Annotated in this window: 12 protein-coding genes; 6 read left to right on the top strand and 6 right to left on the bottom strand. The window is 65.7% G+C overall.

All coding sequences use genetic code 11. The features are described 5' to 3' along the window. Nucleotides 1-381 precede the first annotated feature (381 nt). The 6 genes from CLU86_RS08710 to CLU86_RS08685 are packed head-to-tail and all read right to left on the bottom strand — an operon-like array spanning nucleotide 382 to nucleotide 8,108. Nucleotides 382-1,761 (bottom strand): TolC family outer membrane protein, encoded by a 1,380-nt coding sequence (locus tag CLU86_RS08710; protein WP_099741343.1) that lies wholly within the window; start codon nucleotides 1,759-1,761, stop codon nucleotides 382-384. Nucleotides 1,762-1,818: 57 nt separating this feature from the next. Continuing rightward, nucleotides 1,819-2,160 (bottom strand): rhodanese-like domain-containing protein, encoded by a 342-nt coding sequence (locus CLU86_RS08705; protein WP_099655707.1) that lies wholly within the window; start codon nucleotides 2,158-2,160, stop codon nucleotides 1,819-1,821. A gap of 24 nt (nucleotides 2,161-2,184) precedes the next feature. Then, entirely contained in the window at nucleotides 2,185-2,898 is a 714-nt protein-coding gene (locus tag CLU86_RS08700; protein ID WP_099741342.1) for a protein-L-isoaspartate O-methyltransferase, read from the bottom strand. A 25-nt stretch (nucleotides 2,899-2,923) separates the two neighbouring features. Further along, nucleotides 2,924-6,163 (bottom strand): efflux RND transporter permease subunit, encoded by a 3,240-nt coding sequence (locus tag CLU86_RS08695; RefSeq protein WP_099741341.1) that lies wholly within the window; start codon nucleotides 6,161-6,163, stop codon nucleotides 2,924-2,926. A 17-nt stretch (nucleotides 6,164-6,180) separates the two neighbouring features. Further along, nucleotides 6,181-7,410 (bottom strand): efflux RND transporter periplasmic adaptor subunit, encoded by a 1,230-nt coding sequence (locus CLU86_RS08690; RefSeq protein WP_099741340.1) that lies wholly within the window; start codon nucleotides 7,408-7,410, stop codon nucleotides 6,181-6,183. Nucleotides 7,411-7,415: 5 nt separating this feature from the next. After that, complete coding sequence (locus CLU86_RS08685) at nucleotides 7,416-8,108, bottom strand: TetR/AcrR family transcriptional regulator (RefSeq protein WP_099741339.1); 693 nt, start codon at nucleotides 8,106-8,108, stop codon at nucleotides 7,416-7,418. 138 nt (nucleotides 8,109-8,246) lie between these two features. On the opposite strand from CLU86_RS08685, the gene msrA reads away from it, so the two are divergent. The 6 genes from msrA (at nucleotide 8,247) to CLU86_RS08655 (ending at nucleotide 12,523) form a co-directional block, all read left to right on the top strand. Then, nucleotides 8,247-8,783, top strand: a complete 537-nt coding sequence (msrA, locus tag CLU86_RS08680; RefSeq protein ID WP_099741338.1) for a peptide-methionine (S)-S-oxide reductase MsrA — start codon at nucleotides 8,247-8,249, stop codon at nucleotides 8,781-8,783. Nucleotides 8,784-8,973: 190 nt separating this feature from the next. Continuing rightward, the gene (locus tag CLU86_RS08675) at nucleotides 8,974-9,399 is read left to right on the top strand and encodes a Fur family transcriptional regulator (RefSeq protein WP_099741337.1); all 426 of its coding nucleotides are present in this window, start codon (nucleotides 8,974-8,976) and stop codon (nucleotides 9,397-9,399) included. Next, a complete protein-coding gene (locus CLU86_RS08670) occupies nucleotides 9,396-10,112 on the top strand; it encodes an ABC transporter ATP-binding protein (RefSeq protein ID WP_099741336.1) in 717 nt (238 codons plus the stop codon). Before CLU86_RS08675 ends, CLU86_RS08670 begins: the two co-directional genes overlap by 4 nt. A 5-nt stretch (nucleotides 10,113-10,117) precedes the next feature. After that, nucleotides 10,118-11,353, top strand: a complete 1,236-nt coding sequence (locus tag CLU86_RS08665) for an FtsX-like permease family protein (protein ID WP_099741335.1) — start codon at nucleotides 10,118-10,120, stop codon at nucleotides 11,351-11,353. 47 nt (nucleotides 11,354-11,400) lie between these two features. Next, complete coding sequence (locus tag CLU86_RS08660) at nucleotides 11,401-11,652, top strand: hypothetical protein (protein WP_099741334.1); 252 nt, start codon at nucleotides 11,401-11,403, stop codon at nucleotides 11,650-11,652. 229 nt (nucleotides 11,653-11,881) lie between these two features. Beyond that, nucleotides 11,882-12,523, top strand: a complete 642-nt coding sequence (locus CLU86_RS08655; protein WP_121728635.1) for a DUF3299 domain-containing protein — start codon at nucleotides 11,882-11,884, stop codon at nucleotides 12,521-12,523. Nucleotides 12,524-12,589 lie beyond the last annotated feature (66 nt).

The raw sequence follows: 12,589 nt of genomic DNA, 5'->3' as shown, positions 1-12,589 counted from the left end.
GGGGGCCATCAGCCCAGTGCGTTGCTTGAACCCATGCAAGGCCCCCGCGTCCATGCCGCAGGGGCAGGCGACTGGGGGCAGGGAGGGGCGTTGCGCTTCGGTCGATGGGGTAAACACCGAATCATTGTCACCGTAAATTTGTGACTCTTGTACGAAGGAATGCGCCAGCCATCGTGCGCGCAGGCCGTGCCCAGGGCTGGGGTGTTGCGGCTACGCAAGGGCGCCGCCGCGGCCCGCAGGACGGAGAGGCCGCAGGGCCTCTGTGTTTTGTTACAAATGCACGGCGCCGGGTGCTGCTTTCACGCGACAGCCAATGCAGGCGCAATGCCCAAAAGCCCGATGCGGAGGACGGCCCATGTGGGCCGCCCGCGGCTCGCTGCGTCAGGGCTGCTTGGTGCCCGTGCCTGTTGCGCCTGTTGCCGGCGATGGGGCCAGCAAGCTGTTGATGCGGGCCACGTCATCTTGGGTGAGCGTGCCAGCAGCCTGGCGCAGCTTCAGCGTGCCCAGCAGCACGTTGTAGCGGGCCTGGGCCAGGTCGCGCTTGGTTTGGTAGAGCTGGCTTTGGGAGTTGAGCACGTCGATGTTGATGCGCACGCCCACTTGGTAGCCCAGCTTGTTGGCGTCCAGGGCACTTTGGCTGGAGGCCTCGGCTGCTTCCAGTGCCTGCACCTGCCCTTGGCCCGACTGCACGCCAAAGAAGGCCGCACGGGTGGCTTGCGCCACGTTGCGGCGGGCGGTTTCCAGGTCGGCCTCGGCCTTGGTTTCCAGGGCCAGGGTTTCCTTGACGCGGTTTTGCACCGAAAAGCCTGCAAACAACGGCAGGTTGAAGGCCACGCCTACGCTGGCCACGTTGGTGCGGCTGTTCACGCCGGGGGTGGTAACGGTACCTGTGGGGTTGCGGGTGATGTTGTAGCCTGCCTGCAAGTCCAGGGTGGGGCGGTGGCCGGTTTCGGCCTTCTTGGTTTCCAGCCGGGCAATGTCCAGCGCCATGGCGGCCTGGCGCACGCCGGGCTGCTGGTCGCGGGCCAGGTCCACCCAGTGGCTGACGTTGGCGGGCTCCACATTGGGCAATTGCACCGGTTGGGCCAGCGGCACGGGCTGGGCGTTGGTCACGCCCACCAGTTGGTCGAGTGCCAGCTTCTTCACGCGCAGGTCGTTTTCAGCGGCAATTTCCTGGGCGATCACCAGGTCGTAGCGGGCCTGGGCTTCGCGCGAATCGGTGACGGTGGAGGTGCCGACTTCAAAGTTGCGCTTGGCAGACGCCAGTTGCTCAGACACGGCCGTCTTTTGCGCCTGCACAAAGGCCAGGGTGTCTTGCGCTGCCAGCACGTCGAAATAGGCCTGGCTCACGCGCACCAGCAGGTCTTGCGTGGCCGCGTCCAGTTGGGCTTGGGCCACATCCACGCCGCGCTGGCCTTGCTCCAGCGCAATGCGGTTGGCGGGGCGGTACAGCGGCTGCGAAGCGTTCACGCCCAGGGTCTGGGTGCTGGCCGTGCGCTCAATGTCGGGGCGGCTCACATCGGTCTGTGCCCGGGTCACCCCCGACGTGAGAGCGGCGCTGGGCAGCAGGCCTGCCTGGGCCTGGTCGGCGCGGCGTGCGGCGGCGTCCAGCTGTGCACGTGCTGCTTGCCAGGTGGTGTCGTAGGTGCGGGCTGATTCCACCAGCTCCGTCAGGCTCTGGGCATGCACCGGGGCGCACAGGGCTGCACTCAAAGCGGCGCCAAGCGCCAGTGTCAGGGAGGTGGGCCGAAAAGCTGTCATGAAAGTCCTCAGAGTGTCTGCACAAAAGGGATGGAAACGGCTTGCCGCAGGGCGGAATCAGTAGCGGGGCACAGCGGGGTCGACTTCATGCGACCAGGCGTCAATGCCCCCTGAAATATTGGCCAGGTGTTCAAACCCGTGTTGCTCCAAAAATGCAGCCACATTCATGCTGCGCATGCCGTGGTGGCACAGGCAGGCAATGGGCTGGTCTTTGGGCAGCTCGCTCAGGCGCCCGGGGATTTCGCCCATCGGGATGGCCCGCAGCTCGAACCCCTCGGCCCGCACACTGGCGGTTTGCAGCTCCCAGGGCTCGCGCACGTCCAGCACCAAGGGCTGGGTGCCCGCTGGGTTGGCGGCAAACCATTGCGCCAGTTGGGCAGGGCGAACGCGAGTGATCATGCAGAACTCCGAAGACGAGGGGGGTTAGAACGAGAAGCTGGAAGGCTCAGGGAAGTTGACCAGGCGGGGGGCCGTGGTGTCCCAGGGGGAGGTGGTCACAAACCGGTCACCTTCGCGGCGAACCAGGGTGAACCGCATCACGGGGTCGGTGCCCACCACGGCGCCCAGGCGGCCGCCGTCGCGCAGCAGGGCCAACAGGTTTTGTGGGACCTGGGCCACCGAGCCGCTGAGCAAAATCACATCAAAAGGGCCGTCCGGCACGGCGTCACGGGCACCGTCACCCTGGCGCACGTCGGCGTTGTGCACACCCGCGTTGCGCAGGTTGTCTTGCGCCATGTTGACCAGGGCGGGGTTGATTTCCAGGGACACGACGCGCTCTGCGCGGTGGGCCAGCAGGGCGGCCATGTAGCCCGAGCCCGCGCCAATCTCCAGCACGCGGTCGGTAGGCTGGATGCGCAGGTCTTGCAGAATGCGTGCTTCCAGGCGGGGTTGCAGCATGCTGTGGCCCTGGCGTACGGCTTCTTCGGCGTCGTCGCCCAGCAGGGGCACTTCAATGTCCATGAAAGCCAAGCTGCGGTGGGCTGCCGGCACAAAGTCTTCACGGCGCACGGCAGACAGCAGTTCCAGCACGTCGGCATCCAGCACGTTCCAGGGCCGGATCTGTTGCTCGATCATGTTGTAGCGGGCCTGGGCGACGGGGTCGCTGATGTTGGCGGACGTGTTCAGTGGCAAATTCATCGAAGGTCTCCAGTGGGAGTGCGGGTCAGGACAAACCCTGAATTTTAGATGGCCCGGAGGCCGTTTGGCCGCGTCCCATCTTGCCAAGGGCCCAACGGGCCAGATCGTCCATGTAGCAATACACCACAGGCACCACCACCAGCGTCAAAAGCGACGAGGTAATCACCCCGCCAATCACCGCCTGCCCCATGGGCGCACGCTGCTCCGCGCCCTCAGACAACGCAAACGCCAGCGGCACCATGCCGAAGATCATGGCCAGCGTGGTCATGAGGATGGGGCGCAGCCGCACGCGGGCCGCCAGCAACAGGGCTTCGGCACGGGGCAGGCCAGGCACGGTTTCGCCTGCGTCGTTCACATGTTCCTCGCGGGCGCGGATGGCAAAGTCCACCAGCAAGATGGCGTTCTTGGTGACCAGCCCCATGAGCATGACCACGCCGATGATGGAGAACATGGACAGCGTGGAGCGGAACATCAAGAGCGCCAGCACCACGCCAATGAGCGTGAGCGGCAGCGAGGTCATGAGCGCCAGCGGCTGCAAGAAACTCTTGAACTGGCTCGCCAGGATCATGTAAATGAAGATGATGGCCATGGCCAGCGCCGAGATGGCATAGCCAAACGACTCGGCCATGTTCTTGGTGGAGCCGCCGAACTGGTAGCGGTAGCCGGGTGGGAAGGCCATGGTGTCCAGCACCTTTTTGATGTCGTTCGACACCTCGCCCGCCGAACGCTGGGCCACGTTGGCGTTGATGGCCACTTCGCGCGTCAGATCGCGCCGGTTGATCTGGTTGGCGCCGGTGGATTCGGTCACCCGGGCCACTTGGTTGAGCCGCACGATGCGGGTGGTGCCGTCTGCCGTTGTCAGCGCAAAGGGCAGGCGTTCCAGGTCTTGAGGGGTGGTGCGGGCCTCCGGGGCCAGGCGCACGTTCACGTCGTAGGTCTGGTCATCGGGGGCACGCCAGTTGCCCACCGTGGTGCCCGCCACCAGCGTGCGCAGCGATGCGGCCATGGGCGCCACAGACAGGCCCAGGTCGGAGGCCGCATCGCGCTTGACCTCCAGCGCCACCACGGGCTTGTCGGGCTTGGCGCTGCTGTCCAGGTCCACCAGGCCGGGAATGCCCTGGATTTTGGCCGTCACCACCTGGGTCAGCCGCTCCAGCTCTTTGAGGTCGGGGCCTTGCAGTGAAAACTCCACCTGCTTGTTGCCACCCACTGCATCCAGCAAACCCACGTGCGTGACGGTGATGCCGGGCACCTTGGCCAGTTGCTCGCGCAGCACGTCGGACATCTGGTCCACGCTGCGGCTGCGGTCTTTGCGGTCCACCAGACGCACATAGAGGCTGGCGTACATCTTGCCCTGTGCGTTGCCGGTATTGATTGTGGCCAGGGTGTAGCGCACCTCGGGCATCTGGCGCAGGATGCCTTCCACCTGGCGCGCCTTGGCCTCGGTGGCCTCCAGCGACGAGCCCACGGGCGTGTAGAAGTTGACGGTGGTTTCCGAAAAATCGGCCTTGGGCACAAATTCGGTGCCCAGCAACGGCACCATGAAGATGCTCAGCACAAAGATGCCCAGCGCTATGAACAGCGTGGCCAGCTTGTGCACCAGCGACCAACGCAGAAGGTGCTGGTAGCCCTCGGCCAGCGCGTCGGTGGCGCGGTCAAACCAGCCTGTGACGCGGCCAATGGTCTTGCCGTAGAGCGTGACGGGCGCATGCTGCTTGCCATGCGTATGGATGCTCGGGTCGTGCCAGATGCTCGACAGCATCGGGTCGAGCGTAAAGCTCACGAACATCGAAATCATCACTGCCGCGACGATGGTGATACCGAACTCGTGGAAGAACTTGCCGATGATGCCGCCCATGAAGCCGATGGGCATGAAAACGGCCACGATGGACAGCGTGGTGGCCAGCACGGCCAGGCCAATTTCTTGTGTGCCGTCCATGGCAGCGGCATACGCCCCCTTGCCCATCTGCACGTGGCGCACGATGTTCTCGCGCACCACGATGGCATCGTCGATCAACAGGCCCACGCACAGGCTCAGCGCCATCAGCGTGATCATGTTGATGGTGAAGCCAAACATGTTCATGAACAAAAACGTGCCGATCAACGCGATGGGCAAGGTCAGCCCCGTGATGACGGTGGAGCGCCACGAGTTCAGGAACAAAAACACGATGAGCACCGTGAGTGCGGCGCCTTCGATCAGCGTCTGGCGCACGTTGTTCACCGCCACGCGGATGGGGCGTGCGCTGTCGCCAATCACCTCCAGGCGCACGCCAGGGGGCAACTGCTTGCGGATGTCCAGCACCGCCGCGTTGAGGCCATCGACCACCTCGATGGTGTTGTCGCCCTGCGCCTTTTGCACCGACAGCAGCAGGGTGCGCTGGCCGTTGTACAGGGCCAGGCTCTCCACTTCTTGTGCGCCATCGTTCACCCGGGCGACCTGGTCGAGCCGGATGGGCGCGCCTGCGCTGGCCTGGCCCGTGGCTGGCGCGCCTTTGCGGGCCACGATGATGCGGCCGAAGTCTTCGGGGCGCTGCATGCGCGCGTCAATTTGCACCACGCGCTCTTGGGCAAGCGAGCGGATTGCGCCCACAGGCAAGTCCTGGTTTTCGTTGCGCACGGCGGCCACCACCTGGTCGGGCGTCACGCCGAACGTTTCCAGCGCTTGCGGGTTCAGGTAGATGTTGATTTCGCGCTTGGTGGCGCCCACCAGGTTCACCGCGCCCACGCCGCGCACGTTTTCCAGACGCTTTTTCAGCACTTGCTCGGCCCAGGTGGTCAGCTCTACGGCAGAGGGCACCGCTGCACCGGCCGTGGTCCCGGCTGTGTCGTCGGGCAGCACGGCCAGCGACCACACGGCGCGGCTGGCCGGGTCAAAGCGCAGCACGCGGGGCTCTTTGACCTCGGTGCGCAGGTTGGGGCGCACGGTAGCCACTTTCTCGCGCACGTCTTCGGCGGCCTTGCGCCCGTCAATGTGCAGCTGGAACTCGATGATCACCACCGCCGTGCCCTCGTAGCTACGGGAGGTGAGGGCGTTGATGCCCGCAATCGAGTTAACGCCTTCTTCGATCTTCTTGGTGACCTCGCTCTCCACAATCTCGGGCGAGGCGCCGGGGTAGTCCACCGTCACCACCACCACCGGGAAGTCGATGTTGGGAAACTGGTCCACCTTCAGGCGCTGGTAAGAGAACAGACCCAGCACCACGATGGCTAGCATCACCATGGTGGCGAACACGGGGTTTTTGAGGCTGACTTTGGTGAACCACATGGCGATGGACCTGCGGGTTACCGGGCCGTGGTCGATGCCGCGCTGGCTGGCGCTGCCGCCACAGGGGCTGCGCTGGTTGCCGCGCCTGGAGCGGTGGCGACCGCCGTGCCTTCACGCAGTGGCCCAATGCGCCCGGCAACCACCGAGGTGCCTGCAGGCACGCCTTCAATCGCCACCAGGGTTTGGCCCTGCACCACGGCACGCAGGCCGGGCGTGACGGGGCGGTGCACCACGCGCCCGTTTTCCACGGCCTGGACATAAGGGCGGGGCTTGTCGGTGCGCACGGCGTCCAGCTCCACCGCCAGCACCTGGGCCTGGCCGGTGGTCAGCAGCCCTTGCACAAAGAGGCCCTGGCGCAGGGCTGTGGCTGCATTGCCGGGTGCGCCGGACGTGGGCGTGGGTGTGTTGTTGGCATCCACCCGCAGGTACACCGGCACCGTTCGGTTGCCTGCTTGCGCGCTGGGGTTGATACGCACCACGGTGGCCGTGACGCCTTGCTTGGAGCCTTCCAGCTCCAGCTGGGCTTTTTGGCCCACGCGCACGGCCAGAGAGTCTGCGGGGCTGAGCAGGGCTTCAAGCTCCAGGCGGCTGGAATCCACCACCTCCAGCACCCGCCCGTCCAGCGCCATGCGCTCGCCCGGCTGGGCCAGGCGCTGGGCCACCTGCCCGGCAATGGGGCTGCGCAGCACCGTGTCGTCCAGCGCCTTGCGGGCCACATCGGCTGCGGCACGGGCGGCTTCGTAGGTGGCTTGGGCCGATTGCAGGCTGGCTTGGGAGTTGACCAGCGCGGTGGAGGAGATGAAGCCCTGGTCCACCAGGGCCTTGTTGTTGTCGAGCTGGCGCTGGTTGATGTCCACCTGGGCCTTGGAAGCGTCGGCCTGTTGCTGGGCCTGGCGCAGGCGGGCTTGCGATTCGGTCGGGTCAATGCGCGCCACCACCTGGCCTGCGCGCACGCTGTCGCCTTCGCGCAGGGTCAGCCCTTGCAACTCGCCCGCCACGCGGGCCTTGATCATGGCCGAGTCCACCGCCCGCAGCGCGCCCGACACGGGCACCCCCAGCGCCAGGCTGTGGGCTTGCACGGTGATCACCTCGCTTGCCGCCAGTTGCAGCGGTGCCGCTTCACGCTGGGTGCTGGCTTCGGCCAGGGCTTTTTGCTGGGCCTGCCGTGCCGCCATGGCACGCCACACGCCCAGGCCCAGCAGCACAACAACCAGGCCAGCGGCCGTCCAGGTGATCCAGCGTTTCATGGGGGTCAGGTGTGGGTGGGGGAAGGGCCTGGGGCAGGGCGCACGCACAGGCCATGCAGGATGTTGTCAATCTGCGTGCGGATGTACTGCTCGGGCTTGAAGTTCTCGTCGGGCAAAGAGCACGGGCCCATGGAGTTGTTCCACAGCATCAGGAACATCATGGGCGCCAGCACGATGTAGGTGCCGTAGTCCAGGTCCATCTCGCGGAACTCGCCGCGCTCCATGCCGCGCTGCAAAATGCGCCGGATGAGCGCACGGCCGGGCAAAATCACCTCTTGCTGGTAGAACTGCGCGATCTCCGGGAAGTTCTGGGCCTCGCTGAACATCAGCTTGGTGATGCCCGATGCCTTGGTGGCGCCAATGCGCTCCCACCACACTTGGTAGCAGTAGGTCAGCACCTCGCTGGTGGTGCCGACAAAGGTCTCCAGCTCGGTGTTCCACTCGGCAAAGCGGCCTGCAATGTTTTCACGCACCACGGCTTTGAACAGCTCTTCCTTGCTGGGGAAGTACAAAAACAGCGTGCCTTTGGACACCCCGGCACGGGCCGCCACCTCGTCCACGCGTGTAGCGGCAAAGCCTTTTTCGACGAACAAATCCAGCGCCGCCTCCAGCAATTCGCCAGGGCGCGCTTCTTTGCGTCGGCTGCGTTTGGGGGCAGCTTCGCTGGCGGTGGGGTCGTTCAAAGGGGTAGGGGACATTTTTTACTGACTGACTGGTTAGTAATGTAGCAATCGCCCCTTGTGCCGTCAATCTGGTTTCTCGCAGAGAGATCGTTGCAGGCCCCAGGGGTTATCGAGAGCGATAAATAATGGGCCCGACTACCGAGGAAACAAGCCATGACCTTGCAAACCATCACCCTGGGCGGGGGCTGCTTTTGGTGCACCGAAGCCGTGTTTGACCGTGTGCGCGGCATCACCGATGTGGAAAGCGGCTACACCAACGGCCACACCGTGAACCCCAGCTACGAGCAAATTTGCGAAGGCGACACCGGCCACGCCGAGGTGGTGCGCCTGACCTTCGATGCGGACGAGATCAGCCTCGAAGAGATTCTGGAAATCTTCTTTCACACCCACGACCCGACCACATTGAACCGCCAGGGCAACGATGTGGGCACGCAGTACCGCAGCGGCATCTATTACGAGAGCCCGGCGCATGCAGAGATTGCCAACGCCATGCTCCGCCAGATGACCCAGGACAAGGTGTTTGCCGCCCCCATCACCACCGAGGTGAAGCCGTTGGACAACTACAGCACGGCCGAGGCCTACCACCAGGACTACTTTGCCAACCACCCCAACGCGGGCTACTGTGCCTTTGTGGTGGGCCCCAAGGTGGAGAAATTTCGCAAGACGTTTGTGCGCTATCTGAAGGGGTGATCGCCAAGGGGCAATGGCCACGGGCGTGATTTTTCCCGTTCAGGCCTGGGCTTTTGTGGCAGCTGTGTCGGTGCATAATGCAACCCAATTGCGTTAATGGGGTGCTGCATTGCCCCCAGCCTTGTCCCCCATGCCCGTCTCCTCGTCCCCATTGCTGGCTCAGCCCACGGCCTGGGCTCTTCCTCCTGGCATGCGTGCCACCCGCGCGACGCGGGCCTTGGCGCTGCTGTATGCGGACCAGCCCCATGCGGCGTGGTCTGAAGCCGAAGTGGAGGCTGCACTGGCCGCAGCGGGTGCCCCGGTGAACCGGGTTACCGTCTACCGCATGCTCGACCGCTTTGCCGCCGCTGGCCTGCTGCTCAAGCAGGTGGATGCCGCCCGCGTGACGCGCTATGCGCTCGCGCCGCAGGGCGAAGAGGGCGTGGCCCCCCGTTTTGAATGTGACGATTGCCACCGCCAGTTCCGCCTGTCGCAAGGCGCGGCCCCTGTGCAGTCGGCTTTGCAAGAGGTGCTGCAGGCGCTGGCGTCTGCCGGGCACGAGGGGCTGGCGGTGGACATTGCCGTGCGCGGGCGCTGCGCGGGCTGCGCGCACCCAGGCGCTGGGGCCGCCGCATGATCCGCACCCGGGGCTTGGCCTACCGCTATGGCGCGGGGCCGCAGTTGCAGTTTGCCGATGTGGACCTGCCGCAGGGCGGCACCTTGCTGCTGCAGGGGCGGTCGGGCGCGGGCAAATCCACCTGGCTGGCCCTGGTGGCTGGGCTGCGGGGGGCCACGGGCGGTGATTTGTTTGTGGCCGGTATTCAGCTGGGCACGCAGCGCGGGGCCGAGCTGGACGCCTGGCGCGCGCGCAGCATTGGCTTTTTGCCGCAAAAGCTGCACTTGAGCAGCGCCCTCACCGTGGCCGACAACCTGGCCCTGGCCTACTTTGCGGCGGGCCGCCCACGCGATGATGCGGCCATAGCCCAGGCGCTGACCCAAGTAGGCGTGGCCGATCTGGCGGGGCGCAAGCCGCACCAGCTCTCGGGCGGGCAGGCGCAGCGCGTGGCCCTGGCCCGCGCCGTGCTGCTGCAGCCCGAGCTGCTGCTGGCCGACGAGCCCACGGCCAGCCTGGACGACGAAGCCGCCGCCGATGCCCTGACCCTGCTGCAAAGCAGCGCCGCCGCCTGCGGCGCCAGCCTGGTGATTGCCACGCACGACCAGCGTGTGGTGCAGGCCCTGGCGGGCGTGCCGCGCCTGCAGCGGCTGGACCTGAATGCGGGCGCCGCTGCTGCCGCACCGGGCCATGATTTGAATGAAATAAGCGCCCAGCGATTGCAGGATAAGCGCTAGAAGCTATGAAAAATATAGCGAAAACAGCTGCTTTGGCCTGGCGCTATCTGTGGTCGCGGCCGCTGGCCGCAGCGCTCAACCTGCTGCTGCTCACCCTGGGGCTGGCGGCCATCACGCTGGTGCTGCTGGTGTCCACCCAACTCGACCAGGCGTTTGAGCGCGACCTGGACGGCATTGACCTGGTGGTGGGCGCCAAGGGCAGCCCGCTGCAGCTCATCCTGGCGGGGGTGTTTCACATCGACGTGCCCACGGGCAACATTCCCCTGCAAGAGGTGCAGGACCTGCAGCGCAACCCGCTGGTGTCCCAGGTGATACCGCTGAGCCTGGGCGACAGCTACCAGGGCTTTCGCATCGTGGGCACCACGCCCGACTACCCCGCCCACTACCGCGCCGAGCTGGCCCAGGGCGCCCTGTGGCAACAGCCCATGGACGCTGTGCTGGGCGCCACGGTGGCGCGCAGCGTGGTGCAGCCGGGGCACGAAGGCGAGCCACTGGTGGGCGCCACATTTGTTGGTACCCATGGCCTGGGCGCTGGGGGGCATGCCCATGGCGACCACCCCTACCGTGTCAGCGGCGTGCTGGCGCCGTGCGGCTGTGTGCTCGATCGGCTCATCCTCACCAGCACCGAATCGGTGTGGCTGGTGCACGAAACCGCCACCGCCGATGACCCTGAAGACCTGGAAATCCTGAAGCAAGAGCGCGAAGTGACCGTGGCCCTGGTGCGCTACCGCACGCCGCTGGCCGCCGTGTCGCTGTCGCGCGCCATCAACGCCAACACCTCCATGCAGGCTGCGGCACCGGCCATTGAAGTGACCCGCCTGCTGCGCCTGCTGGGCGTGGGGGCCGATGTGCTGCGCGCCTTTGGTGGCGTGCTGCTGGCCGTGGCGGCGCTCAGCGTGTTCATTGCGCTGTGGAACGCCGTGCGCGAGCGCCGCTTTGACCTGGCCATGCTGCGCATGCTGGGCGCCCCCCCGGGCCGCGTGGCCGGGCTGGTGCTGTGCGAGGCGCTTTGGTTGGCGGCCCTGGCCTGCGCCTTGGGCCTGCTGCTGGGCCACGGCCTGGCGCACGCGCTGGGCTGGGCGCTGCAGGCGCAGGGGCTGTTGCCGGTCACCGGGGCCCTGTGGCTGCCCGAAGAGGCCGGGGTGCCCCTGCTGGCGGGCCTGGTGGCCGCGCTGGCGGCCCTGTTGCCAGCCATGCAGGCTTACCGCACCGATGTGGCCGACCTGCTGGTGCAGCCTTGATCGTTATGTGTTTTGTTGTCCGTCGATCTCACCTGAAAGGAATCACCATGAAAAAACTGTGGACGGCTTTGTGCCTGGCCCCCTTGCTGCTGGCCAGCGCTGCAGCCTTGGCCCAGGGCCACTCTGACAAGGAAACCAAGGAAGACATCGAGCGCCACCGCGCCATGGCCGTTGCGCACGAGGCCGCTGCCAAATGCCTGGAGGCTGGCAAAGGCGAAGCCCAGTGCATGAAAGACCTGCAAGCGGCGTGTAAAAACCTGGCCATCGGAAAATACTGCGGTATGAAGCACGCGCATTGATGGCTTGGGATGTCCTGCATAACGCCCTGCGGTCTGTGATAGCGCGGCCTCGGGCAGTCCGCTGCGTTGCTTTTCTTGCCAATAGCCCTGCTATTGGCTGCGAAAAGACGCCTTGCGGCCTATCCCGATCCGCACTACCACCGACTCGCGAGGGTTATGCAGGACATCCCTAGCCGCCCGATGTGCCTCGCACCGTTTTGGTTTTGCGTTGATTGAAAGAGCCCGGCCCATGGTCTGCCGAACTTCCTACACGTCCCGCACTGGGATCCCCACGGGCGCCCTCAACCGCCTGGATGCGCATAGCCCTGTTTGGGCGCTGGCCTGGCTGGCGGCGGCGGGTGTGCTGCTGGGCGGGGTGTTGCCGGGGGCGGCGCAGGCGCAAGCCCCCGGTGCAGCGGGCGCGTCCGTGCTCAGCTCGCCTTTGCCCGCAGGCACCCACGGGCAGCCTGCGGTGGCGGGCTCGGGGCCGGGCTACCACAGCCCCAACAGCCCGATTGCCCCGCTGCCCGTGCGGGGCGACGTGGTGCCCTGGTCCGTGTTGAGTGACCTGAAGAAAAACACCACCAAGACCGCCGTGCTGCCCGTCTTCAACGCCCAGCAGCAGGCCATGCACCAGACGGTGCAGCGCATCCAGGGCTTCATGGTGCCCATGGACGCCAAGCCCACGCAAAAGCACTTTTTGCTCACCTCTGTGCCGCTGACTTGCTCGTTCTGCATCCCGGGCGGGCCTGAAAGCATGGTTGAAGTCAAGGCCAAGACGCCTGTGCGATATTCGCTGGAGCCCGTGGTGGTGGAGGGCAAATTCAATGTGCTGCCCAACGACCCCTATGGGCTGTTCTACCGCATGGTGGAGGCCGAGCCCGTGAAGTGAGGGCAGGGGGCTCGCCCAGGCGCTGCCTTGGCCCACACTGTTTTGATGCTGTTTGTTTTTTGAGTT

The sequence above is a fragment of the Acidovorax sp. 62 genome, assembly GCF_002754495.1.
Taxonomy (GTDB): domain Bacteria; phylum Pseudomonadota; class Gammaproteobacteria; order Burkholderiales; family Burkholderiaceae_C; genus Acidovorax.
Note: the sequence above shows the minus strand (reverse complement) of the source record. Positions and strands in the feature narration are given on the sequence as shown.